This is a genomic window from Actinomadura decatromicini (genome assembly GCF_008121305.1).
In the GTDB taxonomy this organism is placed as follows: Bacteria; Actinomycetota; Actinomycetes; order Streptosporangiales; family Streptosporangiaceae; genus Spirillospora; species Spirillospora syzygii.
Window position 1 is genome coordinate 1 of the sequence record NZ_VSRQ01000002.1, and the last position, 25617, is coordinate 25617.

The window sequence follows — 25617 nt, forward strand, 5'->3', positions numbered from 1 at the left end:
CCGAGGAGCTCAAGACCGAGGTCGGCGACGCCGTCGCCGAGGTCAAGAAGGCCCTGGAGGGCACCGACGTCGACGCCATCAAGGGCAGCGCCGAGAAGCTCGCGCAGATCAGCCAGAAGATGGGCGCGGCCATGTACGCGCAGAACCCCGAGGGCGCGCAGCCGGGCGCCGAGGACCACGGGCCCACGGCCGACGCCCAGGGCGGCGAGCCGCAGGACGACGAGGTCGTCGACGCCGAGATCGTGGACGAGGACAAGCCGAAGGGTGATGCATCGTGACGTCCTCTCCCAACGAGGGCGAGGAGAGCAAGGAGGGTCCGGTGATCCGCGACAAGCGGCGCATCGATCCCGAGACGGGGAAGGTCCGGGAGCAGGCGGCGTCCGCGTCGTCCGCCCCGGAGGCCCCGGCGAACGGGGGCGCCACCGCCGCGGACGAGGAGGTCGCCTCGCTCAGGACCCAGCTCGCCGAGCGTCTCGCCGACCTCCAGCGGCTGAAGGCGGAGTACGACAACTACCGAAAGCGCGTCGAGCGAGACCGGGTCGCGGTCCGCGAGCAGGCGCTCGGCCAGGTGCTGACCGAGCTGCTCCCGGTGCTGGACGACATCGGCCGCGCCCGTGACCACGACGAGCTCAACGGCGGGTTCAAGTCCGTCGCGGAGAGCCTGGAGGCGGTCACCGGCAAGCTCGGCCTGGAGCGGTACGGCGAGAAGGGCGAGCCCTTCGACCCGACCGTGCACGAGGCGCTCATGCACGCCTATTCGTCCGACGTGACGGAGACGAGCGTGATGGACGTCCTGCAGCCCGGCTACCGGATCGGCGAGCGGGTCCTGCGGCCCGCGCGCGTCGCGGTGGCCGAGCCGGGCCCGGACGCCGACGCGGCGGAGTCCGGCGGCGCGCCGGACGACGCGCAGGGCGACGAAGGCGAATGACCCTCCGGCGCACGCCGGGGGACCAGGGGGCACCGACCCCTATGAAGGACCCTCGCGGGCCCGCCCCGGCCGGGGCGGGCCCGGCGGGGAGCGCGTGACGACATGAGGCAAGTGGCGAGAGCAGAGAGCGGGGCGCCGTGAGCACCAAGGACTACCTGGAGAAGGACTACTACAAGGTCCTCGGTGTCGCGAAGACCGCCTCGCAGGAAGAGATCAAGAAGTCCTACCGGAAGCTGGCCCGCAAGTACCACCCGGACGCCAACAAGGGCGACACCGACGCGGAGGACCGCTTCAAGGAGGTCTCCGAGGCGTACGACGTCCTGTCCGACGAGAAGCGCCGCAAGGAGTACGACGCGGTCCGGTCGATGCCGGGCGGCTTCCGCGGCCAGCAGGGCGGCGGGTTCCCGTTCGACCTCGGCGACCTGTTCGGGCAGGGCGGTCCCGGCGGCGGGACGCAGACCGGCGGCGCGGGCGAGCGGATCGGCGACCTGTTCGGCGGCCTGTTCGGCCGGGGCGGCGGCACCCGCACCACCACGACGGGCGCGCGCCGGGCGCGGCGCGGCGCGGACGTCGAGACCGACGTGACGCTGCCGTTCGGCCGCGCGATGAACGGCGTGACCGTCCCGATCAAGCTGACCAGCGAGGCGGCGTGCAACTCGTGCCGGGGGACGGGCGCGAAGGCGGGGACCGTCCCGCGCGTGTGCCCGAACTGCGAGGGCACCGGGCACGAGACGCGCAACCTCGGCAACTTCGGGTTCCAGGAGCCGTGCAAGGAGTGCCACGGCCGGGGCCTCGTCGTCGACGACCCGTGCCCCGTCTGCAACGGCAGCGGCCGCGCGACCGGCACCCGGACGATCCAGGCCCGCATCCCGGCGGGCGTCGCGGACGGGCAGAAGATCCGGTTGAAGGGCAAGGGCGCGCCCGGCGAGAACGGCGGCCCGCACGGCGACCTGTACGTGAACATCAAGGTCCGTCCGCACCCGGTGTTCGGCCGGACCGGCGACAACCTGACGCTGACCGTCCCGGTGACGTTCCCGGAGGCGGCGCTCGGCGCGGAGATCCGGGTGCCGACGTTCCAGGGGCAGCCGGTCACGCTGAAGCTGCCGGAGGGGACGCCGAACGGCCGCAAGTTCCGGGTGAAGGGCCGCGGCGCGACCCGGCGGGACGGCACGAAGGGCGACCTGCTCGTCACCGTGGACGTGCAGGTCCCGCAGAAGCTCGACGACCAGGCCCGGGAGGCCCTGGTCAAGCTGCGCGAGTCCGGTTCGGGGGACGACCTGCGCGCCGACCTCGTCCAGCAGGCACGGCAGGAGTGACCCCGTCATGAATCCCTTCGGCGACGACACGCCCGTCTACGTGATCTCGGTGGCGGCGCAGCTGTCCGGGCTGCACCCGCAGACGCTGCGGACCTACGACCGGATGGGCCTCGTGTCCCCCGGCCGGACGGCGGGCCGCGGCCGCCGCTACTCGATGCGCGACATCGTGATGCTCCGCGAGATCCAGCGGCTCTCGCAGGAGGAGGGCATCAACCTGTCCGGCATCAAGCACATTTTGGAGCTGCAGCGCGACAACGCGCGGCTCCACGAGGAGCTCGCGAAGGCGCACGCCGCGCTGGACGAGCTCGCCAACGAACTCGAATCGACCCGCGCGGTCGCGGCGCGGCTGGCGCAGCAGCGGCGGCGCGGGGAGCCGCCCGCCACGCCGGGCGCCGACCTGGTGCCGATCAGGCACACCAGCGTCGTCGTCTGGCACGAGCGCGGCAGAGACTGAAAGCAGTTGTCGGGGGGCCTGGGGGGACGTCCCCCCAGAAACAACAGGGTGGGGCGATGGACTACAAGCTGACGCAGAAGAGTCAGGAGGCGGTGTCGGTCGCGGTCCGCCGGGCGGCGGCCGAGGGGCACCCCGAGGTGGAGCCCGAGCACCTGCTGGTGTCGCTGATCGGGCTGGCGGACGGCACGGCCGTCCCGCTGCTGGAGGCGGTCGGCGCCGACTGGCAGGCGATCCGGCGGCGCGCCGAGGAGCAGCTCGCCGCGAAGCCGAAGGCGCAGGGCTCGACGGTCGCGACGCCGCGGCTGTCCGGGCAGCTCCAGCGGTCGGTCAACACGGCGGCGAACCGCGCGCAGCAGTTGGAGGACGACTACGTCTCGACCGAGCACCTGCTCGTCGGCCTCGCCGCCGACGGCGGTCCGGCGGCGGGCCTGCTCAAGGAGTTCGGCGCGACGCCGCAGGCACTCCTGGACGCGTTCGCGAAGGTGCGTGGGCACGCCCGCGTGACCAGCGAGAACCCGGAGGGCACGTACCAGTCGCTGGAGCGCTACGGCGTCGACCTGACGGCGGCGGCCCGCGACGGGCGGCTCGACCCGGTGATCGGACGCGACTCGGAGATCCGCCGCGTCGTCCAGGTGCTGTCGCGCCGGACGAAGAACAACCCGGTGCTGATCGGCGAGCCCGGCGTCGGCAAGACGGCCGTCGTCGAGGGGCTGGCGCAGCGGATCGTCGCGGGCGACGTCCCGGAGTCGCTGCGCGGCAAGCGGCTCGTCTCGCTCGACCTCGGCGCGATGGTCGCGGGCGCGAAGTACCGGGGCGAGTTCGAGGAGCGGTTGAAGGCCGTCCTGAACGAGATCAAGGAGAGCGAGGGGCAGGTCGTCACGTTCATCGACGAGCTGCACACCGTCGTCGGGGCGGGCGCGGCCGAGGGCGCGATGGACGCGGGCAACATGCTCAAGCCGATGCTGGCGCGCGGCGAGCTGCGCATGATCGGCGCGACGACCCTGGACGAGTACCGCGAGCGCATCGAGAAGGACGCCGCGCTTGAGCGCCGGTTCCAGCAGGTGTTCGTGGGCGAGCCGTCCGTCGAGGACACGATCGCCATCCTGCGCGGGCTCAAGGGCCGCTACGAGGCGCACCACAAGGTGCAGATCAACGACTCGTCGCTGGTCGCGGCGGCGACGCTCTCCGACCGCTACATCACCTCGCGCTACCTGCCTGACAAGGCGATCGACCTGGTGGACGAGGCCGCGTCCCGCCTCCGCATGGAGATCGACTCCCGTCCCGTGGAGATCGACGAGCTGCAACGCACGGTCGACCGTCTCAAGATGGAGGAGATGAACCTCTCCAAGGAGACGGACGAAGCCTCTCGTCAGCGGCTCGAAAGGCTCCGCGCCGACCTGGCCGACAAGCAGGAGCACCTGACCGCCCTCGTCGCCCGCTGGGACAAGGAGAAGGCCGGGCTGAACCGCGTCGGCGCGATCAAGGAGCGCATCGACCAGCTCCACGGCGAGGCCGAGCGCGCCCAGCGCGACGGCGACCTGGAGACGTCGGCCCGCCTCACCTACGGCGAGATCCCGGCGCTGGAGAAGCAGCTCGAAGAAGCCTCCGAGGCCGCCGAGAACACGACCCCGATGGTCAAGGAGGAGGTCGGCCCGGACGACGTCGCCGACGTGGTCGCGTCCTGGACGGGCATCCCCGCCGGACGCCTCCTCGAAGGCGAGACCGCGAAGCTCCTCCGCATGGAGGACGAGCTGGGCAAGCGCCTGATCGGCCAGGAGACCGCCGTCCGCACGGTGTCGGACGCGGTCCGCCGCGCCCGCGCGGGCATCTCCGACCCGGACCGTCCGACCGGCTCGTTCCTGTTCCTCGGCCCGACCGGCGTCGGCAAGACCGAGCTGGCGAAGGCCCTCGCGGAGTTCCTGTTCGACGACGAGCGGGCGATGACCCGCATCGACATGAGCGAGTACTCCGAGAAGCACAGCGTCGCCCGGCTCGTCGGCGCGCCGCCCGGATACGTCGGCTACGAGGAGGGCGGGCAGCTCACGGAGGCCGTCCGCCGCCGCCCGTACTCGGTCGTCCTGCTGGACGAGGTCGAGAAGGCGCACCCGGAGGTCTTCGACATCCTCCTCCAGGTCCTGGACGACGGACGCCTCACCGACGGGCAGGGCCGCACGGTCGACTTCCGCAACGCGATCCTGATCCTCACGTCCAACATCGGGTCGCAGTTCCTGGTCGACCCAACGCTGGAGAACGGCGCGAAGCGCGAGGCGGTCTGGAACGCCGTCCGCAACTCCTTCAAGCCGGAGTTCCTGAACCGCCTGGACGACGTCATCCTCTTCGACGCCCTGTCCACCGACGAGCTGACCCGCATCGTCGACCTCCAGGTCGACAAGCTCGCCGAACGCCTCGCCGACCGCCAGCTCACCCTGAACGTCACCCCCGCGGCCCGCGAATGGCTGGCCCTCACCGGCTACGACCCGCTCTACGGGGCCCGCCCGCTGCGCCGCCTGGTCCAGACCGCGATCGGCGACCAACTGGCCCGCGAACTCCTCTCCGGAGAAGTCCGCGACGGCGACGAGGTAACCGTCGACCTGGACGAACAGGCCGACAAACTGACCGTCCACCCAACCCGCGGCCTAACCCTCACCAAGTAAAACCGTGCCCCCGCCGCCCGTTGGGCGGGCGGCGGGGCCGCGGGCTCAGATTTCGAGGTTTTCTTCGATTTCGCGGAGGCGGTGGCGGGTCAGGGCCAGGTTGCCGCGGGTGCGGTCGAGGGCCATGTAGAGGAACAGGCCCTTGCCCTTGCGGCCCGTCACCGGGCGGATCACGTGGTACTGGGCGGAGAGGCTGATGAGGATGTCCTCGATGTCCTCCTTGAGCCCGAGCTGCTCCATGGTGCGGAGCTTGGCGCGCACCACCTCGGTGTTCCCGGCGGCGGCGACCTGGAGGTCGAGGGTCTTGGAACTGCCGAGCTGGCCTAAGGCCATCCCGCTGTCGTAGTCGACGACGGCGACGCCGATGGCCCCGTCGATCGACATCATGTCCTTCAGAGCGAGGTCGAGGCTGGACATGCGTGCTCCCTTCCGATCGTTGTCATGAACGTGCGCCTGTGAGGTGCGCGGCGATGGCGCGGGCGGCGGGGCGCGACTCCAGGTGGAGCCGTCCGACGTTGACGTCCGGTCCCGCGAGGACGGTGAGGGACGCGTGCGGGCCGGCGGCGTAGATGACCACGTAGCCGTCCACGCCGCGGATCACGACCTCGTGGAAGGCGCCGCCGTGCGCGGTGCGCGCGATGCGGTGCGCGAGCGACAGCCCGGTCGCCGTCACGGCCGCCATGCCGGTCGGCTCGACGGAGCCGGGCAGGTCGTGCGCGATGAGCAGCCCGTCCGCCGACGCGACGAGGCTGCCGGTGAGCAGCGGGACGCGGGCCCGCAGCTCCTTCAGCTCGGCCGCGAGCGCGGCCTCGGGTCCGGGCTGTCCCGCCCCCGGTCGCGGCGCCGCCGTCCCGGTCCGTTTCGCCACCTTCGTCAGCCTTTCGATCAAGCGGGCCCGGTTCAGCACGGTCAGCCGAGCTCCGTCAGCGCGGTGTGGAGCCGGACGAGCAGGTCCCTGTCGGCGGGCGCCCAACCGGCCGGGATTCCGGATGGGGCGGGCGGGCGCCGCCTTGTGGACTGGTGTTCTGTTCGCAGGAGGGACGCGGCGGCCAGGCCGCGGACGGCGAGCAGGCAGCCGAACGCCGTCCGGCCGAGGTGCGCGGCGAGGTCCGCCGGGGTCCGGCGGCCGTCGGCGTTGAGCAGGATCTCCGCCTGGACGCCGGTCAGGATGACGCGCTGCCGCCGGACGCGCCGGACCGGGACGACGGGCGCGACGTCCACGCCCGCGTCCGGCCAGGCGGCGTCGAGCAGGCCGCGGCGCCGCCGCCGCTCGTGCACGAGCGTCGCCGCGGTGATCCGGCGCGGGCGGGCGCTCGGCGGCCCCTCGGTGAAGTCGGGCTCGGCGGCGGAGCCGAGGAGGAAGTAGGCGGCGTCGAACACGGCGAGCAGCTCCGGCAGTTCCCGGCCGGACCCGTCCGGCGGTTCGCCGGGGCCCGGCGCGTGCCGGCTCTCGGCGTGCGCGACGGCCCCGCGGACGATCTGGAAAGCGCCGTCGTCCCCGATCCGCAGCAGGCCGGTGCTCCTTTCCCGCTCCAGCGCGCCGAGGGCATGGGCGACCCTCTCGTCCGCGATCTCAGCCGCCATCTCGGCCGCCCGCCATTTCGGCGACGATGTCGCGCATGCGGAGCCGCGCGAGCGCGAGGTTCCCCCTTTCCCGGCCCAGCAGCAAATGGACGAACAGATGCCCGTCGATATTCGCTCCCGTGAGGACCAGGAGGTGATATCCGTCGGTGCCGCAAACGATGATCTCCTCCACGTCGTCGCCCGCCGCGGTGGCGCTGAGCGCGGGCGAGGCCAGCACCGCGCGCACCACGTCGGTCGCTCCGGCGGCGTCCTCGTGCTGGTCGACGAGGTCCTCCCGGCCCGCCGCGGCGACGGCGAGCCCGCTGGCGCAGTCGACCAGCGTCACCCGCCGCGCTCCCGGAATGGCCATCATGGACGCGAGGCAGTCGTCAATGCGCAAGCCCATTCCCCCACCGAATGAGAGTTGCAGAAACTAGACGATAGCCAGAACTTTGCCGCCCGCGTCACCCGATGTAAACATCCCGGAACATTTCCCGCGTGGGAGATGAATACTTCTTGGTATGGCGACCGGTCAGGCTGGTCGTGCCGGGGCCGGTCCGGATTCGGCCATATCAAGAAACGTCAATCCGCGAGGCCGAGGTCGGCGAGGCGGCGGGCGAGGAAGCGGCGGTCCGGTTCGGCGCGGGCGAGGGACAGGGCCTCGCGGTAGAAGGCGGCGGCCTCTTCGGGGCGGTCCAGGCGGCGGAGGAGGTCGGCTCGGGTCGCCGGGAGCAGGTGGTAGCCGGGGAGGTCCGCTTCCAGGTCGTCCAGGAGGGGGAGGGCCGCTTCGGGGCCGTCGGCCATGGCTATCGCGACGGCGCGGTTGAGGCGGACGACCGGGCTCGGGGTCAGGGCGAGCAGGCGGTCGTAGAGGGCGGCGATCTGCGGCCAGTCGGTGTCCTCCGCGCGGCGGGCGGTGGCGTGGCAGGCGGCGATCGCCGCCTGGACCTGGTACGGGCCGGGCGCGGCGCGGCGGAGGGCGGCGTCCAGGAGGGCGGTGCCCTCGGCGATCGCGGCGCGGTCCCAGCGGTCGCGGTCCTGCTCTTCGAGCGGGACGAGGTCGCCCGCCGCGTCCTGCCGGGCGTCGCGGCGCGAGTCCTGGAGCAGGAGGAGGGCGAGCAGGCCGGCGGCCTCCGGCTCGTCCGGCATCAGGTCGCGCAGGACCCGGGCGAGCCGGATCGCCTCCGCGCACAGCCCGCCCCTGATCGGATCCGCGCCGCCGGACGCCGCGTAGCCCTCGTTGAACAGCAGGTAGACGACGCCGAGGACGGACGCGGTCCGCTCCGGCAGCAGGTGCGCGGGCGGCACCCGGTACGGGATGCCCGCCTGCCGGATCTTCCGCTTCGCCCGGACGATCCGCTGCCCCATCGCGGTCTCCGAGACCAGGAACGCCCGCGCGATCTCGGCTGTGGACAGGCCGAGGAGCGTGCGCAGGGTCAGCGCGACGCGGGCGTCCAGCGGCAGCGCCGGATGGCAGCAGGTGAAGATCAGCCGGAGCCGGTCGTCGGAGACGCCGCTCACGTCCGGCGGATCCGGCGTCTCCGGCGGGCCGGACATGGCGGTCAGCTCCCTCAGCTTGGCGGTCTCGGTGGCGCCGCGCCGGAGCCGGTTCAGCGCGTGGTTGCGGGCCGTCGTGGTCAGCCAGGCGCCCGGGTTGCGCGGGACGCCGTCGACCGGCCAGGTTTCCAGGGCGCGCGCGAACGCCTCCTGGGCGCACTCCTCGGCGAGGTCCCAGTCGCCGGTCACGCGGATGAGGGTCGCGACGACCCGGCCCCATTCGGCGCGGAAGGCCGCCGCCACCTCGTCCGTCAGTTCACTCTCGTCCGTCAGTCCTCCTCGTCGAACGGCCAGAGCGGGCGCACCTCGATCGAGCCGTGCCGCGCGGACGGGTGCCGGGACGCGACCTCGAGCGCCTCCTCCAGGTCCGCGCACTCGATCAGGTCGAAGCCGAGGATCTGCTCCTTGGTCTCGGCGAACGGGCCGTCCGAGAGGAGCGTCTCGCCGTCGCGGACGCGGACCGTGGTGGCCGCCTCGGTGAGGCGCAGCCGGTTCCCGATCCGGCGGACGCCGCGCCCGTCCATCTCCTTGACCCATTCCTCGGTGTCGGCGATGAGGGCCGCCTGCTCGTCGGGCGGGAGAACGTCCGTCTCCTTGCCGCAGATCAGCATCATGTACTGCATCGTTTCCTCCTAGTGGACTTTGACTTTCCCAGGCTCCGGAACTTGTCGCCTGGACGGTGCGATCAGCAGGACGGCCACGACGATCGCGCCTGTCAGGGCGATCCCGGCCGTCGTGTGGAAGGACGCGCGGAATCCCGCGGTAAGGGCGGCGGGAGTCGTCCCGTGCGTCCTGGACAGGACCACGGTCGACGCGACCGCCACCCCGAGCGCCCCGCCGAGCTGGAACGCCGCCGTGTTGATCCCGGACGCGAGGCCCGCGTCGCCGTCCGTCGCGCCGGACAGCGCCGCCACCGACCCCGCGACCGCGCTCGCGCCGAGCCCGAACCCGAGCAGGGCGAGACCGGGCAGCAGGCCGGTCGCGTAGCCGCCGTCCGCCGTGACGCGGCCGAGCAGCAGGCAGCCCGCCGCCATCACCGCGAGCCCGGCGACCGCCACCGGCCGGACGGACACCGGCCGCAGCGCCGCCTGCGCCGCGAACGACCCGGCGACCGCCATCACCGGCAGCACCGCCGACGCGAACCCGAACGCCAGCGGCGAGTATCCGAGGACGCCCTGCGCGTACTGCGAGACGCCGAGCGAGGTGCCGAACACGGTCGCCGCCGCCGTGGCCGTCACGAGGTTCCCGCCGGTCAGGCCGCGGGACCGGAACGTCCGGAGCGGGACGAGCGGCTCCGCCGACCGCGACTCCGTCCACACGAACAGAGCGCCCGCGACGGACGCGACCGCGAACGCGGCGGCGGTCCGGACGCTCGTCCACCCCTCCTCGGGCGCGCGGACGACCCCGTACACCGCCGCCGACACCGCGAGCGTGACGGTCAGCGCGCCGACCGGGTCGTAGGCCCGCGCGACGCCCCGGCTCTCCCGCAGCGCCACCGGCCCGAGGGCGAGGAGCGCGAGCGCCACGGGGATGTTCAGGAAGAAGATCGACCGCCAGCCGAGGACGTCCGTCAGCGGCCCGCCGACCAGCAGCGCCGCCGTCGCGCCGAACCCGCCGACGCTGCCCCACACCGCGATCGCCCGGTTCCGCGCGGGCCCCTCCGGGAACGTCGCGGTGACGATCGCGAGCGCGCTCGGCGCCATCAGCGCGGCCGACACGCCCTGCGCGACCCGGGCGGCGACGAGCGCGCCGCCCGTCCAGGCGAGGCCGCAGAGCAGCGACGACGCGAGGAACAGGACGGTCCCGCCGAGGAACGCGCGGCGCCGCCCGGCGAGGTCGGCGATCCGGCCGCCGAGCAGCAGCAGGCCGCCGAAGCCGAGCAGGTAGGCGCTCAGCACCCACTGCGCGCCGCCGCCCGCGAACCCGAGGTCCCGGTCGATCGACGGCAGCGCCAGCAGGATGATCTGCGAATCCAGGATCACCATGAAGTTCGCCGCGCACAGCAGCCCCAGCGCCGCCCGGCGGCGCGGCTCCGGCTCGGGCCCCGGCGCCGCGCGGCGGTGGCCTCCCACATCCATCTCTCGCTCCTCCCACGAACCGTCTCTCCCCCTGTCGACAATCGGGACCGCCCGATTTCGACATCCGTCCGGGAAGAAATTCGCGGGAGCGCGGTTCCGCTCTCAGCGTGCAGCCGTTCCGTACAGAACGTACGGAAGGCACAGTCTCCTCATGAGGATTCTGATGCTGGGCGGAACCGAGTTCGTCGGACGCGCCGTCACCGACGACGCCCTCGCCCGCGGCTGGGACGTGACGGTCTTCCACCGCGGCCGCCACGACCCGCCCGCGGGCGTCGCGTCCCTGCACGGCGACCGCACCGCCGACGGCGGTCTCGCGGCCCTCGAAGACGGGACGTGGGACGCGGTCGTCGACACCTGGTCGCGCGCGCCGTCCGCCGTCCGCGACGCGGCGAGCCTCCTGCGCGGACGGGCGGGCTCCTACGCCTACATCTCCAGCCGCTCCGTCTACCGGTTCCCCGAGCCGCTGGGCCTCGGCGAAGGCGCGCCCCTCGTGGACGGCTCGCCCGACGACGACGGCCACGACGACTACGCGGCGGCCAAGCGCGGCGGCGAACTCGCCGCGCTCGGCGCGTTCGGCGACCGGGCGCTACTGGTGCGCGCGGGCCTCATCCTCGGCCCCTACGAGAACATCGGACGCCTCCCCTGGTGGCTGACGCGGATCGCCCGAGGCGGCGAGGTCCTCGCCCCCGGCCCACGGGACGCGGGCATCCAGTACATCGACGTCAGGGACCTCGCCGCCTGGACCCTGGACGCCGTCGAGAACAACCTGGGCGGACCGTTCGACCTGGTCTGCCCGTCCACCCACACGACGATGGACGAGTTGCTCGAAGCGTGCGTCCAGACGACGGGTTCCGACGCAGACCTCGTCTGGACGCCCCCAGAGACCATCCTCGACGCGGGCATCGAACCCTGGATGGACCTCCCGGTCTGGATCCCGCCGGGGGAGGCGTACGACACGATCCATGGGGTGAACGTGTCCAAGGCCCTGTCGGCCGGGCTGCGGTGTCGGCCCGTCCAGGAAACGGTGGCCGATACGTGGGAATGGCTCCAGTCCATTGGGGGACAGGCACCGCAGCGTCCTGACCGCCCCGTCCTCGGGCTGAGCCCCGAGGCGGAAGCGAAGGCCCTCCATCCATGACGCCGGCCATGACCCCGCTTCGGTGGACGCGACGGGGTCCGGTCCGCTAGAGAGACGTGTTATGACCGCTTTGCTACTCGGCCCCCACCTCCGGCACGTGAGCGAACGCACCGCGACGATCTGGGTGGAGACCGAACGTCCGTGCGAGGTCCGGGTCGTCAACCGGGAGCACGGCGTGGACGCGGGCGCCCGCACGTTCACCGCGCACGGCCACCACTACGCGCTCGTCGAGATCGACGGGCTCGAACCGGGCGCGCGCGTCCCGTACGAGGTGCTGGCGGACGGCGAGACCGTCTGGCCGGAGGAGGGCGACGGGTACCCGCCGTCCCAGCTCAGGACGCTCGACCCGGACGGCGGCCTGCGGATCTCGTTCGGCTCCTGCCGCCGCTCGCCCGGCACCGTCGAGGAGTTCGGCCACGACGCGCTGACCGCGCTCGCGCAGCGGCTCCGGGGCGCCGACGACGACGCCTGGCCCGACCTCCTGCTGATGGTCGGCGACCAGGTGTACGCGGACGAGCTGAGCGACGAGATGCGCGCGTTCATCCGCGGCCGCCGCGCCCCCGGCGACCCGCCCGACGACGAGGCCGCCGACTTCGAGGACTACACCCACCTCTACAAGCTGGCCTGGCACGACGACCCGGCGGTGCGGTGGCTGCTGTCGACCGTCCCGACGTTCACGATCTTCGACGACCACGACATCCGGGACGACTGGAACACCTCCTTCGCGTGGCGCGAGGAGATGTGGTCGCAGCCGTGGTGGAAGGCCCGCATCACCGGCGGCATCGGCTCGTACTGGATCTACCAGCACCTCGGGAACATGTCGCCGGGGGACCGCGCGTCCGACCCCCTCTTCAAGGCGCTGCGGACCGCGTCCGACGAGAGCGGCGACGCGGGCGCCGTCCTGGACGAGTTCGCCGAGAAGGCCGACAAGGAACCGGCCAGCACCCGCTGGAGCTACGCGCACGACTGGGGCGGCACCCGCCTCATCGTCGTGGACAGCCGCTGCTCCCGCCTCCTCACCGCCGACCGCCGCGGAATGCTCGACGACGAGGAGTTCCAGTGGCTGGACGACCAGTGCCAGGGCGGCATGGACCACCTCCTCATCGCGAGTTCCCTCCCCTACCTCCTGCCCATGGCGATCCACCACGCCGAGTCGTGGAACGAGGCCATGGCGGGCGGCGCGTGGGGCAAGGCGGCGGGACGGCTGGGCGAGAAGATCCGGCAGGCCGCCGACCTGGAGCACTGGGCGGCGTTCGAGAAGTCGTTCCGGGCCGTGGCCGCCGACGTGGTCTCCGTGGCGCGCGGGGAGCGCGGCCCGGCCCCGGCGAGCATCTCGTTCCTGTCGGGCGACATCCACTACTCGTACCTGGCGCGGGTCGTCGAGCCCGACGTCCAGTCGAAGGTGACGCAGATCGTCTGCTCGCCGCTGCGGAACCCGCTGATCGGCAAGTTCCGCATGGCGAACCGCGTCGCGTGCTCGCGCGCGGCGGGCGGCCCGTTCCGGGCGCTGGCGAAGCTGTCGAAGGTGCCCGCCCCGCCGATCCGGTGGCGGATGACGGACGGCCCCTGGTTCGACAACGCGATCGCCACCGTCCACCTGTCGGGACGCGAGTGCGACGTCCGCTGGGACACCCCGCGGGACGGCGGCGGCCTCACCGAGATGGGGCGCGCCGAGATCACCGGCTGACCCGCAGTCGAGGGGGGTGGCGGGGCGCGCCCGTTCCACCCCCTCGCCGGAACGAAGCGCGCCCCGCCCGGGCGGCCCGCCCCGGTACCGCCCACGCCTCTCCCACGGCGGGCCGCGCCGACCATGACGCGAATGATCGAAGACAGGTGATCGAAGATTGCGCCGTTGCCGAATTGGAAGACAAATCGTGGTCATGCCGTCACAATGAGCAAGCATGGGACGACGTGCTCGGCGTGAAGACCAGGGGGACGGGCGCGCAGCGGCGGAGCCCGGTGACGACGAGCTGATCGCGCGGGTCCGCGCCGGCGACGTCGCCGCCTACGGGACGCTCTACGAACGCCACGCGGCCGCCGCCCGCGGCCTCGCCCGCCACCTCACCGGACGGGACGGCGCGGACGACGCCGAGGACGCCGTCCAGGACGCCTTCGCCAAGGTGCTCGACGCCCTCGAACGCGGCGGCGGGCCCGCCGGGAGCTTCCGCCCCTACCTGCTCACCGCCGTCCGCAGGGCGGTCTACGACCGGGCCCGCGCGGAGCGGCGCGTCCAGTCCACCGGCGAGATCGAGGACTTCGACTCCGGCGCGCCGTTCGCCGACCCGGCGGTCGACGAGCTGGAGCGCTCGATGGTCGCGGCGGCGTTCCGCTCGCTGCCCGCCCGCTGGCAGACGGTGCTCTGGCACACCGAGGTCGAGCGCGCGAAGCCCGCCGCGGTCGCCCCGCTGCTCGGGCTCAGCCCGAACGCCGCCGCCGCGCTCGCCTACCGGGCCCGGGAGGGGCTGCGCCAGGCGTACCTCCAGATGCACGTTGACGCCGCCGCCGCCGACGGCGCGTGCCGTCCGGCGCTGGAGCAGCTCGGCTCGTACGTGCGCGGGGCGCTGGCCAAGCGCGACGCCCGCAGGGTGCGGCGGCACCTGGACGGCTGTCCGCGCTGCGCGGCCGTCCGCGCGGAGCTGGCGCACGTGAACGGCGCGCTCCGGGGCGTGGTCGGGCCGCTCGTGCTGGGGACGGCGACGTCCGGGTACCTCGCGTCCAAGGGCGGCGTGTTCCTGTTGTTCCGGCGGCTGCCGAAGCGGCGGCAGGCGATGAGCGGCGGCGTGGTCGCGGCGGCCGCGGCGGCCGCGATGGCGATGATGCTGGTGTCCGGCGAGGAGCCGACGGGCCCCGCGCCCGCCCCGCCCGCCGCCGCCGAGCCCGCCGCCGCGCCGCCCGCCGAACCGCCCACCGAGCCGCCCGCCGCCGCGCCGCCGTCCCCGCCGCACGCGACCCGGCGGGCGCGTCCGATGGCCGAGGCGCCGAAACGCGTCCAGCCGCGGAAACCCCGCGTACGGAAACCGGTACTGCGAAAACCTCCGGTGCGGAAACCGCCGGAACGTCCCGACCGGCCGAAACGGCCCGAACATCCGGGCGCGATCCTGATCCGCCTCGACCTTCGGACGGTCCCGGGCGGCCCCGAAATACACATCCGCATAAAAGCCGATCTACCGTGTCCCTTTCCGCGCGCCGTCCCGCACCGGCGCGCGCACGCCGCGCCCCCGCACGCAGCCCGCCGCCCGAGCCTCCATTCCGGGCGCCATGGGCGGTTGAAGGCAGGGTCTCGGGCGCACCGGGGCTGACCCGGCACCGGCTGCTTCCCGTAAAGATCAGGAGGGGAAGGACGGGGCCGGGCCGAATGGGCTGGTAGCGTCCGCCGCGGCTCCCGAATCGTTGTTACCGGGGAGTCGCCAACCGACGGCCTGCCGTGAAAGAGTGGCGAATCGCCGTATTGGCCTACCGGGTTGCCGCGCTTCACTACGCTATAGGCGACTCGGGGACACATACGCCGGATGGGCATGCCGTGAACTCCCGTGTTGAGGAAGGGCGGTGTCGCATGGATCGCTGCGCGCTGTTCGTAGACGCCGGCTACCTGCTGGCAGACGGCGCGATGGCGGTGCACGGCACACGCCACCGCGAGACCGTCTCGTGGGACTTCGGCGGCCTCCTGCAACTCCTCGGCAACCTCGCCCGGGAACGCACCGGGATGCCGCTGCTGCGCTGCTACTGGTACGAGGCGACCGTCGAGGGGCGCCGCTCCCCCGAGCACGACGCGCTCGCCGACCTGCCCGGCCTGAAACTCCGGCTCGGCCGCATCCGGCCCGGCCGCCGCGAGGGCGTCGACACCGAGATCCACCGCGACCTGATGACGCTCGCCCGCAACTCCGCGCTCGCCGACGCCGTCCTCGTCAGCGGCGACGAGGACCTCGCCCAGATCGTCGCCGACGCGCAGGACCTCGGCATCCGCGTCACCGTCGTGCACGTCGCCGTCGACGGCAACTGGACGATCTCCCGCGTCCTGCGGCAGGAGTGCGACGACCTGATCGAGATCGGGTCCGGGCACCTGCGGCCCTACGTCAACCTGCTCGCGGGCGTCGACTCCGGCTCGACGCTCGGCGCGGCCCCGCTGTCCAACGGGCACGGCTCGAACGGGCACGGCGGCACGCTCGGCCCGCTCCAGCCCGCCGCGCAGAACGGGCCGCCGCCCGCGACGCCGATCGGCGGGCCGCCGCTGCCGGCGGCTGCGCCGTCCGTCCGCGACCTCGGCCCCGCCATGGGCGGCGGCTCGGGGCTGACCGGCCCGAACAGCACCGGCGGGCTCGGCGTCGGCACCGGGCCGATGCCGCTTCCCGACAGGTCCGGCGGCGCGCCGTCGTACACGACGGGCGGGCAGCAGCTCCCGTTGCAGCCCGCGCCCGGACCGTCTTCCACGTCGCCCGTCCCGGCGCCGCCCGCCGCGCCCGCGCAGCCGCCCGGGCCGCAGTACACGCCGTCGCCGATCCCCGCGCCGTCCCCGCCCCCGCCGCCGCAGACCATGCAGCAGGACGCGCGGCACGGCCCCTACACCGGCCCGCAGCAGATCTCGCCCGTCCCGGTGCAGCAGACCACCCCGACCCTGGCGGACGCGGTCAAGGCCGCCCACCAGGAGGGCCAGGACTTCGGCGAGTCCGTCGCGCGGGACGCGCCCGCGCTGTGGCTGGAGGCCGTCCTCGCCCGCAAACCGCGGATGCCGTCCGACCTTGAGGCGCGGCTTCTGCAGGGTTCGTCGCTGCCGATCGACTTCCTCCTGCACGACGAGGTGCGGCACGCGCTGCGCCGCGGATTCTGGGACGCGCTCGAACGTTCCCGCAGGTGAGCTGACAGGTAAGCACCGGTATTCCACGATCATCGTCGATTCGCCCGCTTCGGTCGCGCGGCGCCGGGTAGCGTTGAAGCGTGACGCATGTGACGGAAGACGATCTCGACGATCTGGAGTTCGACACCCTGCGCACCGGCGATCACATCTCGGCGGCCCGCAGGCTGTCCGAGCTGGCCGAATCGGTGTCGGGCGGGGTGTCGCGCGCCAACGTCCTGCTGCGCGCGGGCGAGCAGTGGCAGCACGCCGGCGACCACGGCAAGGCCGCCGAGCTGTACCGCAAGGCCCTGGACGACGGCGGCGAGACCTACGGCGACCCGCGCGCCTACCTCGCCGACGCGCTCTTCGAGCTGAACCGCGCCGACGAGGCCCGCGCCCTGGTCGAGCAGATCCGCGCCGACCGTCCGCGCGACCCCGAGGTGTACCGCGCCGTCGCCGAGGTGCTGTACGCGCAGGGCGACGCGACCGGCGCCCACGAGTGGGCCACCAGCGGCGCCGACGTGATCCTCGCCCTCCGCGACCGCGCCGTCGGCACCGGCATCGGCGGCGGCCCCGACGAGCCGGCGCCCACCCCCGGCGCCGACACGCTCACCCCGGGCCCCGACGACGTCGCCCTCGCCGAGGACAGCCTCGAAGCCCTCCTCCGCCTCCGCTACCGAGCCCGCATAGACCTGGGCCGCAGCGAAGACGACTACGACGCCCTCCTGGACGACCTTCTAAAGAACTCGTGACACACCGCCCCGGGTGTCCAGGGTCAGAGTGAGCCGATCAGTTCGCGCAAGGCTTGGGCGATCGTGGTCGTGGGTTCTTGTTCCGTTGTGGGCCACCCTCTCAGGTGGGCCTCTCTGAGGGCCTTGTCGTGGGTTTCCCTGTCCGGATGGGTGCGGAGGTAGCCGCAGGGCGCCTCTGGCCAATCTGGGGGCATTGGGACGTCGTTCTCGGGCGCGGTGTGGTCGTGGCGGAGCGGGCGGGGGAGGTCGGCGTCCACGAAGACGTAGCCGCCGATCGGGCGGTGCGCGGCGCGCTGGGCGAGGGCGACGCCGGGCAGCAGCGGGCCCGCCGCGCCGCGCGCGACGAGGACGAGCGGCGGCGCCGGGGCGGACGCGCCGACGAGCAGCGAGGCGCAGGCGATGTAGCGGGGGCCGGTCTCGTCCGGGACGTCGGGCGCGAGGACGTCCAGCCCGGACGAGCGGAGCGCCGCGGGCAGGCCGCCCCAGGCGGCCGAGGTCTCCTTCGGGGCGTTCAGCAGGACGAGCGTTCCCGGCGTCATGCCGGGCACCGTACACGGGCGGCGCGCGGCGGCGCCGGACGGGTGGCTAGGGTCTGAGCGTGAGCGATCGCGATGAGCTGCTGCGAATGATCAAGGAGAAGGCCGTCGTGCACGGGGACTTCGTCCTGTCCTCGGGCAAGCGGGCGTCCTGGTACGTGGACCTGCGCCGGGTGACCCTCGACGGGGCGACGGCCCCGCTGGTCGGACGTGTCATGCTCGACCACACCGCCGACCTCGGCTACGACGCGGTGGGCGGCCTGACGCTCGGCGCCGACCCGGTCGCGACGGCGATGCTGCACGCGGCGGCCGCGCGGGGACGTGTGCTGGACGCGTTCGTCGTCCGCAAGGAGGGCAAGGCGCACGGGCTGCAACGCCGCATCGAGGGCCCGGACGTGGCGGGCCGGCGGGTCCTCGCCGTGGAGGACACCTCGACCACGGGCGGGTCGGTGCTCACCGCCGTGGAGGCGCTGCGGGAGGCGGGGGCTGAGGTCGTGGGAGTCGCGACGATCCTGGAGCGGGGGGCGGCCGAGCGCATCGCCGCGGAGGGGCTGCCCTACCTGCACCCGTACGACGTCGCCGACCTCGGTCTCTCCTAGCTGCGGGTCTTCCCTAGCTGCGGGGTCTTTCCCAGGGCTAGCGGGACTTGACGAACCACACCGCGCGCTCGCCGGCGGGCTCGCGGGGCTGCAACTTGCCGTAGATGACGACCTGGAGTGATCCGCCGTTGGTGGCGACGACCTGGAGGGGCGCCTCCCGGTACTGGAGCGTCTCACCGGTCTTGAGCGTGCCGTTGGTGAGCACCCTGCCGCTGGTGTCGGCGATGCGGACGACGACCGCGGTCGCCGGGCCGATCACCCGGATCACCAGGGGCAGCACGACCGTCGGCGACGCGGTGGCGTCCGACGACCGCGACCCGGCGCCCGCGTCGGACGGTGAGACCGCCGCGGAGGGCCCCTTGGGGTCGGGTTCGCCGGTGACCGCGTTGACGAGAGCCACGGCGCCCACCACGAGAAGGGCCAAAGCCGCGATCACGGCCACGGCCGCGATCAGGATGCGCGCGAGACCCCTAGGGTCCGACCGATGACGTCCCACATGGGGAGGTTAGCGATAACTGTCACCGCTGAGCGACGGACGTGACTCTTCGGGGCCATTCTTATCTGGACCCTGGTCCGCTTTACGCCCCTTCATGATCTCCCGGATGATCGGGATCACCGAAAGGACCAGGATGACGGCCACTCCCGGCAGGATGTAGCGCTCGACGTCCGGGACCTTGGAACCGAGGAAGTGTCCGAGGATGAAGAGGGCGTCCGTCCAGAGGATGCCGCCGACGCAGTTCCAGATGAAGAACTTGCGGGGCGGCATGCCGAGCATCCCGGCGAGCGGGTTGAGGAACGTCCGCACGATGGGGATGAACCGGGCCAGCACCACGGCCTTCGCCGGGCCGAACCGGTTGAAGTAGTGCTCGGCCTTCTCCACCCATTCCTGCTTGAAGATGCGCGAGTCGGGACGGTCGAAGAGTTTGCGCCCGTAGCGGGCGCCGAGGAAGTGCCCGAGCTGGGCCCCCGCGATCGCCGCGACCGGGCCGCCGACCAGCAGCCAGGGCAGCGACAGCGGCTGGAACTCCTGCCCGTTGACGGTCGAGACCGCCGTGAGGATCCCCGCCGTGAACAGCAGCGAGTCGCCCGGCAGGATGCAGCCGAAGAGCAGTCCGGTCTCCGCGAAGATGATGGCGAGGACGCCGATCGTCGCGAACGTCCCGAACAGCTGCAGCCACGCCTCCGGGTGCAGGTACTCGGTGATGTCGAGAGGAAGGGTCGTGAGATCCACACCGCGAGCGTACCTTTCCCAGCCCTCCGATTAGGCGGGATACTGAGCGTGGACGGCATGCCGGACCCGAATTCACGTGACCTGGGCGCGCGCCCGGGTACGCGGACGACAGGGTCCTACCGCCCGGCGGGGACGCCCGGCGGCACCGCGCACACGAAAGGACGCTGACCAATGCCCATCGCAACGCCCGAGGTCTACGCGGAGATGCTCGACCGCGCCAAGCGGGACCGCTTCGCCTTCCCCGCGATCAACGTGACCTCCAGCCAGACGCTGAACGCCGCGCTGCGCGGGTTCGCGGAGGCCGAGAGCGACGGGATCGTGCAGGTGTCCACCGGCGGGGCGGAGTACCTGTCCGGCTCCACCGTCAAGGACATGGTCGTCGGCGCCAGCGCGCTGGCCGAGTACGCGCGCGTCGTGGCGGCCAAATACCCGGTGAACATCGCGCTGCACACCGACCACTGCCCGAAGGACAAGCTGGACGGCTTCATGCGCCCGCTCATCAAGATCTCGCAGGAGCGGGTGGCGCGCGGCGAGGAGCCGCTGTTCCAGTCGCACATGTGGGACGGCTCCGCCGTGGAGCTGCACGAGAACCTGGAGATCGCCGCCGAGCTGCTCGACGAGTGCGCCAAGGCGCGGATCATCATGGAGATGGAGATCGGCGTCGTCGGCGGCGAGGAGGACGGCGTCGCCAACGAGATCAACGAGAAGCTCTACACGACGCCCGGCGACGCGCTCGCGACGGCCGAGGCGGTCGGCGTGGGCGAGAAGGGCCGCTACATCCTCGCGGCGACGTTCGGCAACGTGCACGGCGTGTACAAGCCGGGCTCGGTGAAGCTGCGTCCCGAGGTCCTCAAGGAGATCCAGGACGCGGTCGCCGCGAAGTACGGCAAGGAGAAGCCGTTCGACCTGGTGTTCCACGGCGGCTCCGGCTCCACGCTGGACGAGATCCGCGAGGCCGTGTCGTACGGCGTCGTCAAGATGAACATCGACACCGACACGCAGTACGCGTTCACCCGCCCCGTCGTCGACCACATGCTCCGCAACTACGACGGCGTGCTCAAGGTCGACGGCGAGGTCGGCAACAAGAAGCAGTACGACCCGCGCTCGTGGGGCAAGGCGGCGGAGACGGCGATGGCCGCCCGCGTCGTGGAGGCCGCCGAGAACCTCCAGTCCGCGGGCCAGCGCCTGAAGTGACCCGCGGCCGAGGTGACCGGCCGCTGACGTGGTAACGGGACGTGCCGTCCGGTGCCCGTCCGATGCCCGTCCGGGGATGGTTCCCCGGGCGGGCACACCGCTGTTTCGGCGGAGCGTTGTCTCACGAGACTCCGGGTAGGCTCCGGAACGTGGCACTGCCCCGCACGTACGAGTCACAGAACTGCTCGGTCGCCCGGTCCCTTGAGGTCGTCGGCGACCGCTGGACGATGCTGCTGATCCGCACCGCCTTCCAGGGCGTGCGGCGTTTCGACGACTTCCAGGACGTGCTGGGCGTGGCCCGCAACGTCCTCACCGACCGGCTGAACCGGCTGTGCGCCGAGGGGATCATGCGGCGCGTCCCGTACCAGGAGCGGCCGGAGCGGTTCGAGTACCGGCTGACCCGCAAGGGCGTCGAGCTGTGGCCCGTGATCATGACGCTGCTGATGTGGGGCGACCGGCACTACGCGCCGGAGGGCCCGCCGCTGATCATCGGCCACCGCGGCTGCACCGGACGGCTCACGCCCCAGTTCACCTGCGACTCCTGCGGCGCGCAGCTCGGCCCGTCGGACGTGGCGCCGCAGCCCGGCCCGGCCGCCTGAGCGATTCACGGTTGCTTCACGCTACTTTCTGCGGTCCAATGAGTTTCATGACGCAACTCGGCGGGCGCGGGGGACGCGCCGACGACGTCCGGATCCGCCCGTACGGGCACGGCGACCGGGAGCGGGTCCGCCGGATGTCGGAGCGGCTGTCCGCGGCCAGCCTCTACACGCGCTTCTTCTCCGGGACGCCCCGCATCCCCGACCACTACCTCCGGCTCCTCGACGGCGTCGACCACTGGGACCGGGACGCGCTCGTCGCCCTGGACGGGGACGAGATCGTCGGCGTCGCCGAGTACGTCCGCGACGCGAAACGGCCCTGCCGCGCGGACGTCGCCGTCCTCGTCTGCGACCCCTGGCAGCGCCACGGGCTCGGCAGCACGCTCGTGGCGTTCCTGTCGAAGCTCGCCGAGCGGCGCGGCGTCACCGAGTTCGACGCGGACGTCGTCCTCACGAACCGGGGCGCGATGCTGTTCCTGCGGCGCGGCTGGCCGGCGGCCCGCGCGACCAGGGACGGCGACTCCGCGCGCTACCACCTGCCGCTTCCCATGCCAGCCGCCGTGCCCGCCGCCCTACCTGCCGGAGTGGCGTCCGACCTGCGGTGACGCCCCGGTTGGTGCGGCCGGGCCGGACCGACCTACGATGACCCGCATGACCCAGAACCTGCTCGGCGGCCCGCCTCCGACCGAACTGCCGGACAACGCCGAGGCCCGCACGGCCCTGGCGAACGGCGTCGACCCGTTCGAGGTCGCCGCGCGGCACCCCGACCACCCGGGCGCATGGGCCGAACTCGCCGACCGCGCCTTCGCGAACGGCAGCGTCATCGACTCGTACGCGTTCGCCCGCACCGGCTACCACCGGGGCCTCGACCAGCTCCGCCGGGCCGGCTGGCGGGGCCAGGGCCCGATCCCGTGGGAGCACGAGGCGAACCGCGGGTTCCTGCGCGCGCTGCACGCCCTCGGCCGCGCCGCCGCCGCGATCGGCGAGGACGACGAGGCCGAGCGCTGCCGCACGTTCCTCCGCGACAGCAGCCAGACCGCCGCGGACGAGCTCAACGCGTCCTAGCCGCTAACCGCCGGTCGGGTTCGCTTCGGCGGACTTGCAGAAGTCTGCGACCAGGCGGCTCCGTCCTGCGGGACGGGTCGCGAGGACGACGTGGCACGGCTCGACCCCGTGCAACGGGACGGTCGTGAGGTCCGGCCGGTGCCTGATCCCCGCCGGGACGATCGCCACCGCCTGCCCGGACGCGACCAGCTCGTTCTTGTCCTCGACGGCGTGCACGACCGGACCGTCCGGGGCGGGGCGCCCGTCGGGGCGCGGGTCGATGCGCCAGTACGCGTTCCAGGCGGCGTCGGCGGGCAGCCGGGGGAGCGGTTCGTCCGCGATGTCGTCGAGGCCGACCGACTCCTTTCCGGCGAGCCGGTGGTCGAGCGGGACCAGCAGCGCGCGCGGCTCGTCGTAGAGGACGGTCACGCGCAGCCCGTCCGTCGGGAACGGCAGCCGGGTGACGAGGGCCACTACTTCATGAGCTGATCGGCCGGCTGATCAACGGAGCCGAGCGACCGCGCCGCCCGCGCCGCCTGGACGGCGACACCGGGAATGCCGGACACGAGGAACGGCCCGCCGCCCGCGAGGTCCCCGACGACGTGCAGGCGCGGGTCGGGACGCCCGCCGACCGTGATCCGTCCGGTGTCCGGGTCGGCGGCGAGGCCGCCGTCCGGGTCCAGCGCCGCGCCCTGCGCGAGCAGGGACGACACGAGCGGCCGCGCGGCGCGCGGGATCGCGTGCGGCGGCGGGTTCACCGCGTTGACCACCACGTCCGCCGCGCGCTCGCCCGCCGCGTGGACGATCCGGAACCCGTCCCCCGCCTCGATCCTCTCGATCCCGGCGAGCGTCTCAAGCGTCCCGGCGTCGAGCAGGCCGAGCAGGACGGCGGCGTTGCGCGGGACCATCGGCGAGGCGAGGCTCGTGATCGTCCGGAAGTGGCGGGCGCGGAGCAGCTCCCGGTCGCGGGCGGGCAGCAGCCGCCACGCGACCGGTCCCGCCGTGTGCGCGGCCTCCTGGACGATGCGGCGGGCGAGGAGCGGGGCGTCCACCATGGCGAGCTGTTCGCGCAGGCCCTCGACCGGGGCGCGGCGCGCGGTGATCCAGGCGGCGAGGTCGTCCCAGCTTTCACCGTGGTCGGCCAGCTCGGCGCGCACAAGACCGATGACGTGCTCCAACGTGACCGGACGAGGCAGGGCGAGCAGCCCCTCGGGCGTCAGCCTCCGGATGCCCGTCTCGACCGGACGCTGCCACACGAACGGCAGCGTCCCGCTGCGCGACACCAGGCTGATCCGCCCGGTGTGCCCGCGCGCGGCCAGCGACGCCACGACGTCGACGGCGGTCAGGCCCGCGCCGATCACCGCGACGTCCCGTCCGGGCGGGACGTCGGCGAGCGTCCGTTCGAGCGGGTACGGGTCCGCGACGAACCCGGGCGCGCCCGCCAGCCCGTAATGGTCGAGCGGCGTGCCGCCGCCCACGCACAACACGACCTGGTCAGCGCCATGGACGCGGCCGTCCTCCGTTCGGACGGAGAGGCGCTCGCCCAGCGACACCCCGGTCACGGCCGCCCGCACCAGTTCCGTCCGCGCGAATCGGGCGAGCGCGGCCTCCGCCGTGTCCGCGAGGTACCGGCCGTACACGGCGCGCGGCGGGACCGGACGCCCGAGCCGCTCGTCGGCGAAGCCCGCGCACCGTACGCCGAGCCAGCGCGCGTAATGCCCTCGGTCCCCGGACCGGATCGACATGATCTCGGGCGGGGCGTTGACCAGCACGGAGTCCAGGTCGGGCTGGTAGGCGCGGCCGCGCCACGGCGTGGACGCGGGCTCGAACACGGTCACGGACGTCACCACGGAGGGGTCGAGGGCGTCGAGCAGCCCGACGGCCGCGGCGCCCGCTCCGACGATCGCTATATCCATGCCGCCGAGCCTCGCCGTCCCGCCGCGTCCGCCCCATCCCCCTGGCGCGGGGGCCTCGGCGGACCGGAATCCCCCATCTGAGGGGTTCGGACGCCGCGACCCGCCGTGCAGACTGAATCCATGATCGACCAGCGGGAACGGCACGCGCTCCTCGACCGGGTCGCGCGGGCGCGGGACGCGTCCGACCTCTTCGGCGGCGTGTCGTCCCGGCTGCGCCGGCTCGTCGGCCACCAGGCGGCGGCGTGGTCGGCGGCCGACCCGGAGACCGGTCTGATCACCGCGCCGATGCGGGTGGAGAACCTCGGCGGCGGCGAGCAGTGCTTCGCGTACTGGGAGTGCGCGCTGCTGGAGGAGACCGTGATCCCGTTCCGCGAGCTGGCGCGGGCCGCCGTCCCGGCCGCCGGGCTCGCGGCGAGCACCGGCGGGCTGCCCGCGCGCAGCGCCCAGTACCGCAAGCTGCTCGGCCGCCAGGGCGTGGGCGACGAACTGCGGGCCGTCCTGCGGATCGGCGGGCGGCCGTGGGGCGTCGTCAGCCTGTTCCGCGACAAGGGCCGCGAGCCGTTCGGTCCGCCGGACGTCGCAATGGTCGCGGGCCTGTCCGCACCGCTGGCCGACCGCCTGCGCGAACTCGCCCGGCCCGTGTCACGGACCGGCGCGGCCCCGGAGCCGAACCCGGGGCTGATCCTGTTCGACCCGTCCGGCACGCCCATCTCGATCAACGACGAGGCGCGCCACCACCTCGACCGGCTGCCGGACGGCCCGTCCGCGCCGTCGCCGCTCGGCCCGCCCCTGCCGGTCTGGCTCGTCGGGACGGCCGCCCAGGCCAGGGCCGTCGCCGCCCGGCACGACCGGGGCGCCGCGCGGATGCGGATCCGCACCCGCGACGGGCAGTGGCTGGTGTGCCACGCGTCCTGCACGGACGGCCCCGGCGGCGCGCCGGGACCGACCGCCGTGGTGATCCGTCCCGCCGCCGGGTCCGACATGGCGCCGGTGATCGCGGAGGCGTACGGGCTGTCCGCCCGCGAGCTGGAGATCACCCAGCTGATCGCGCGCGGGCTGTCCACCGGCGAGATCGCCGCCGCGCTCGTCATCTCGCCGCACACCGTCCGCGACCATGTGAAGGCCGTGTTCGGGAAGGCGGGCGTGTCCAGCCGCGGCGAACTCGTCGCCCGGCTGTTCGCGGACGAGTACTGGCCGCGCCGCCGCGCCGCCGGAGCGGACGGCCCCTGA

General features: G+C 73.3%; 27 protein-coding genes and 1 pseudogene. 16 read left to right on the forward strand and 12 right to left on the reverse strand.

Translation table 11 applies throughout. The features are described from left to right. The 5 genes and pseudogenes from dnaK to clpB form a co-directional block, all read left to right on the forward strand. Nucleotides 1-278 (forward strand): annotated as a pseudogene (gene dnaK / locus FXF68_RS07560) (molecular chaperone DnaK); the annotation flags it as partial. Beyond that, nucleotides 275-928 (forward strand): nucleotide exchange factor GrpE, encoded by a 654-nt coding sequence (grpE, locus tag FXF68_RS07565; RefSeq protein WP_148758255.1) that lies wholly within the window; start codon nucleotides 275-277, stop codon nucleotides 926-928. The pseudogene dnaK and the gene grpE, both read left to right, overlap by 4 nt. Nucleotides 929-1065: 137 nt before the next feature. Continuing rightward, the gene (gene dnaJ, locus FXF68_RS07570; protein WP_148758256.1) at nucleotides 1066-2244 is read left to right on the forward strand and encodes a molecular chaperone DnaJ; all 1179 of its coding nucleotides are present in this window, start codon (nucleotides 1066-1068) and stop codon (nucleotides 2242-2244) included. A 7-nt stretch (nucleotides 2245-2251) separates the two neighbouring features. Then, a complete protein-coding gene (locus tag FXF68_RS07575) occupies nucleotides 2252-2698 on the forward strand; it encodes a heat shock protein transcriptional repressor HspR (RefSeq protein WP_148348154.1) in 447 nt (148 codons plus the stop codon). A gap of 56 nt (nucleotides 2699-2754) precedes the next feature. Beyond that, nucleotides 2755-5352, forward strand: coding sequence for an ATP-dependent chaperone ClpB (clpB, locus tag FXF68_RS07580; protein ID WP_148758257.1), 2598 nt, complete (start codon nucleotides 2755-2757; stop codon nucleotides 5350-5352). Between the two features lie 45 nt (nucleotides 5353-5397). On the opposite strand, the gene FXF68_RS07585 is transcribed toward clpB, so the two are convergent. The 7 genes from FXF68_RS07585 to FXF68_RS07610 form a co-directional block, all read right to left on the reverse strand. Next, a complete protein-coding gene (locus FXF68_RS07585; protein ID WP_148758258.1) occupies nucleotides 5398-5769 on the reverse strand; it encodes a hypothetical protein in 372 nt (123 codons plus the stop codon). Nucleotides 5770-5791: 22 nt separating this feature from the next. Then, on the reverse strand, nucleotides 5792-6220 hold the full coding sequence (locus FXF68_RS07590) for a roadblock/LC7 domain-containing protein (RefSeq protein ID WP_148758259.1): 429 nt from the start codon (nucleotides 6218-6220) through the stop codon (nucleotides 5792-5794). Nucleotides 6221-6261: 41 nt separating this feature from the next. Further along, entirely contained in the window at nucleotides 6262-6936 is a 675-nt protein-coding gene (locus FXF68_RS07595; protein ID WP_148758260.1) for a transcriptional regulator, read from the reverse strand. Next, the gene (locus FXF68_RS07600; protein WP_222869861.1) at nucleotides 6926-7321 is read right to left on the reverse strand and encodes a roadblock/LC7 domain-containing protein; all 396 of its coding nucleotides are present in this window, start codon (nucleotides 7319-7321) and stop codon (nucleotides 6926-6928) included. Before FXF68_RS07600 ends, FXF68_RS07595 begins: the two co-directional genes overlap by 11 nt. Before the next feature lie 176 nt (nucleotides 7322-7497). Further along, the gene (locus FXF68_RS07605; RefSeq protein ID WP_246178467.1) at nucleotides 7498-8715 is read right to left on the reverse strand and encodes an RNA polymerase sigma factor; all 1218 of its coding nucleotides are present in this window, start codon (nucleotides 8713-8715) and stop codon (nucleotides 7498-7500) included. Nucleotides 8716-8741: 26 nt separating this feature from the next. After that, a complete protein-coding gene (locus FXF68_RS42995; protein ID WP_222869862.1) occupies nucleotides 8742-9095 on the reverse strand; it encodes a YciI family protein in 354 nt (117 codons plus the stop codon). A gap of 9 nt (nucleotides 9096-9104) precedes the next feature. Beyond that, nucleotides 9105-10550: an MFS transporter gene (locus tag FXF68_RS07610; RefSeq protein WP_148758262.1), complete on the reverse strand. Its 1446-nt coding sequence runs from the start codon at nucleotides 10548-10550 to the stop codon at nucleotides 9105-9107. Between the two features lie 151 nt (nucleotides 10551-10701). Here FXF68_RS07610 and FXF68_RS07615 point away from each other — a divergent pair, with 151 nt between their 5' ends. The 5 genes from FXF68_RS07615 (at nucleotide 10702) to FXF68_RS07635 (ending at nucleotide 17271) form a co-directional block, all read left to right on the forward strand. Next, entirely contained in the window at nucleotides 10702-11688 is a 987-nt protein-coding gene (locus FXF68_RS07615) for an NAD-dependent epimerase/dehydratase family protein (RefSeq protein ID WP_148758263.1), read from the forward strand. Between the two features lie 61 nt (nucleotides 11689-11749). Beyond that, nucleotides 11750-13375 (forward strand): alkaline phosphatase D family protein, encoded by a 1626-nt coding sequence (locus tag FXF68_RS07620; RefSeq protein WP_148758264.1) that lies wholly within the window; start codon nucleotides 11750-11752, stop codon nucleotides 13373-13375. Between the two features lie 214 nt (nucleotides 13376-13589). Next, the gene (locus FXF68_RS07625; RefSeq protein ID WP_148758265.1) at nucleotides 13590-14987 is read left to right on the forward strand and encodes a sigma-70 family RNA polymerase sigma factor; all 1398 of its coding nucleotides are present in this window, start codon (nucleotides 13590-13592) and stop codon (nucleotides 14985-14987) included. A 254-nt stretch (nucleotides 14988-15241) separates the two neighbouring features. Beyond that, complete coding sequence (locus FXF68_RS07630; RefSeq protein WP_148758266.1) at nucleotides 15242-16540, forward strand: NYN domain-containing protein; 1299 nt, start codon at nucleotides 15242-15244, stop codon at nucleotides 16538-16540. A gap of 80 nt (nucleotides 16541-16620) precedes the next feature. Continuing rightward, on the forward strand, nucleotides 16621-17271 hold the full coding sequence (locus tag FXF68_RS07635) for a tetratricopeptide repeat protein (RefSeq protein ID WP_246178470.1): 651 nt from the start codon (nucleotides 16621-16623) through the stop codon (nucleotides 17269-17271). Between the two features lie 23 nt (nucleotides 17272-17294). Here FXF68_RS07635 and FXF68_RS07640 read toward each other — a convergent pair whose 3' ends face one another. Continuing rightward, nucleotides 17295-17810, reverse strand: a complete 516-nt coding sequence (locus tag FXF68_RS07640) for a hypothetical protein (protein ID WP_148758267.1) — start codon at nucleotides 17808-17810, stop codon at nucleotides 17295-17297. Nucleotides 17811-17869: 59 nt separating this feature from the next. Between FXF68_RS07640 and pyrE the strand changes: the two genes are divergently transcribed. Next, nucleotides 17870-18406: an orotate phosphoribosyltransferase gene (gene pyrE / locus FXF68_RS07645; protein WP_148758268.1), complete on the forward strand. Its 537-nt coding sequence runs from the start codon at nucleotides 17870-17872 to the stop codon at nucleotides 18404-18406. 37 nt (nucleotides 18407-18443) lie between these two features. On the opposite strand, the gene FXF68_RS07650 is transcribed toward pyrE, so the two are convergent. Beyond that, nucleotides 18444-18806, reverse strand: a complete 363-nt coding sequence (locus FXF68_RS07650; protein WP_246178472.1) for a RodZ domain-containing protein — start codon at nucleotides 18804-18806, stop codon at nucleotides 18444-18446. 105 nt (nucleotides 18807-18911) lie between these two features. Next, nucleotides 18912-19637, reverse strand: coding sequence for a DedA family protein (locus FXF68_RS07655; RefSeq protein WP_148758270.1), 726 nt, complete (start codon nucleotides 19635-19637; stop codon nucleotides 18912-18914). A gap of 171 nt (nucleotides 19638-19808) precedes the next feature. On the opposite strand from FXF68_RS07655, the gene fbaA reads away from it, so the two are divergent. The 4 genes from fbaA to FXF68_RS07675 all read left to right on the forward strand — a co-directional run bounded on the left by fbaA (nucleotide 19809) and on the right by FXF68_RS07675 (nucleotide 22492). After that, entirely contained in the window at nucleotides 19809-20831 is a 1023-nt protein-coding gene (gene fbaA / locus FXF68_RS07660) for a class II fructose-bisphosphate aldolase (RefSeq protein ID WP_148758271.1), read from the forward strand. Between the two features lie 149 nt (nucleotides 20832-20980). Continuing rightward, nucleotides 20981-21430, forward strand: a complete 450-nt coding sequence (locus tag FXF68_RS07665; RefSeq protein ID WP_222869863.1) for a winged helix-turn-helix transcriptional regulator — start codon at nucleotides 20981-20983, stop codon at nucleotides 21428-21430. 47 nt (nucleotides 21431-21477) lie between these two features. Further along, nucleotides 21478-22032, forward strand: a complete 555-nt coding sequence (locus tag FXF68_RS07670) for a GNAT family N-acetyltransferase (RefSeq protein WP_246178479.1) — start codon at nucleotides 21478-21480, stop codon at nucleotides 22030-22032. A 37-nt stretch (nucleotides 22033-22069) separates the two neighbouring features. Beyond that, nucleotides 22070-22492, forward strand: a complete 423-nt coding sequence (locus tag FXF68_RS07675) for a DUF3151 domain-containing protein (protein WP_148758274.1) — start codon at nucleotides 22070-22072, stop codon at nucleotides 22490-22492. A gap of 3 nt (nucleotides 22493-22495) precedes the next feature. Here FXF68_RS07675 and FXF68_RS07680 read toward each other — a convergent pair whose 3' ends face one another. Further along, entirely contained in the window at nucleotides 22496-22945 is a 450-nt protein-coding gene (locus FXF68_RS07680; protein ID WP_148758275.1) for a LysR substrate-binding domain-containing protein, read from the reverse strand. Beyond that, nucleotides 22945-24387 (reverse strand): FAD/NAD(P)-binding protein, encoded by a 1443-nt coding sequence (locus FXF68_RS07685; protein WP_148758276.1) that lies wholly within the window; start codon nucleotides 24385-24387, stop codon nucleotides 22945-22947. Before FXF68_RS07685 ends, FXF68_RS07680 begins: the two co-directional genes overlap by 1 nt. Nucleotides 24388-24507: 120 nt before the next feature. Between FXF68_RS07685 and FXF68_RS07690 the strand changes: the two genes are divergently transcribed. Then, the gene (locus tag FXF68_RS07690; RefSeq protein ID WP_148758277.1) at nucleotides 24508-25617 is read left to right on the forward strand and encodes a response regulator transcription factor; all 1110 of its coding nucleotides are present in this window, start codon (nucleotides 24508-24510) and stop codon (nucleotides 25615-25617) included.

What these genes read in the sequence shown, in the direction of transcription:
- FXF68_RS07575 (WP_148348154.1), top strand. Translation starts at nt 2,252, where the DNA reads ATGAATCCCTTCGGCGACGACACGCCCGTCTACGTGATCTCGGTGGCG.
- clpB (WP_148758257.1), top strand. Translation starts at nt 2,755, where the DNA reads ATGGACTACAAGCTGACGCAGAAGAGTCAGGAGGCGGTGTCGGTCGCG.
- FXF68_RS07585 (WP_148758258.1), bottom strand. Translation starts at nt 5,769, where the DNA reads ATGTCCAGCCTCGACCTCGCTCTGAAGGACATGATGTCGATCGACGGG.
- FXF68_RS07595 (WP_148758260.1), bottom strand. Translation starts at nt 6,936, where the DNA reads ATGGCGGCTGAGATCGCGGACGAGAGGGTCGCCCATGCCCTCGGCGCG.
- FXF68_RS07600 (WP_222869861.1), bottom strand. Translation starts at nt 7,321, where the DNA reads ATGGGCTTGCGCATTGACGACTGCCTCGCGTCCATGATGGCCATTCCG.
- FXF68_RS42995 (WP_222869862.1), bottom strand. Translation starts at nt 9,095, where the DNA reads ATGCAGTACATGATGCTGATCTGCGGCAAGGAGACGGACGTTCTCCCG.
- FXF68_RS07610 (WP_148758262.1), bottom strand. Translation starts at nt 10,550, where the DNA reads ATGGATGTGGGAGGCCACCGCCGCGCGGCGCCGGGGCCCGAGCCGGAG.
- FXF68_RS07615 (WP_148758263.1), top strand. Translation starts at nt 10,702, where the DNA reads ATGAGGATTCTGATGCTGGGCGGAACCGAGTTCGTCGGACGCGCCGTC.
- FXF68_RS07620 (WP_148758264.1), top strand. Translation starts at nt 11,750, where the DNA reads ATGACCGCTTTGCTACTCGGCCCCCACCTCCGGCACGTGAGCGAACGC.
- FXF68_RS07625 (WP_148758265.1), top strand. Translation starts at nt 13,590, where the DNA reads ATGGGACGACGTGCTCGGCGTGAAGACCAGGGGGACGGGCGCGCAGCG.
- FXF68_RS07630 (WP_148758266.1), top strand. Translation starts at nt 15,242, where the DNA reads ATGGATCGCTGCGCGCTGTTCGTAGACGCCGGCTACCTGCTGGCAGAC.
- FXF68_RS07640 (WP_148758267.1), bottom strand. Translation starts at nt 17,810, where the DNA reads ATGACGCCGGGAACGCTCGTCCTGCTGAACGCCCCGAAGGAGACCTCG.
- fbaA (WP_148758271.1), top strand. Translation starts at nt 19,809, where the DNA reads ATGCCCATCGCAACGCCCGAGGTCTACGCGGAGATGCTCGACCGCGCC.
- FXF68_RS07670 (WP_246178479.1), top strand. Translation starts at nt 21,478, where the DNA reads ATGACGCAACTCGGCGGGCGCGGGGGACGCGCCGACGACGTCCGGATC.
- FXF68_RS07675 (WP_148758274.1), top strand. Translation starts at nt 22,070, where the DNA reads ATGACCCGCATGACCCAGAACCTGCTCGGCGGCCCGCCTCCGACCGAA.
- FXF68_RS07685 (WP_148758276.1), bottom strand. Translation starts at nt 24,387, where the DNA reads ATGGATATAGCGATCGTCGGAGCGGGCGCCGCGGCCGTCGGGCTGCTC.
- FXF68_RS07690 (WP_148758277.1), top strand. Translation starts at nt 24,508, where the DNA reads ATGATCGACCAGCGGGAACGGCACGCGCTCCTCGACCGGGTCGCGCGG.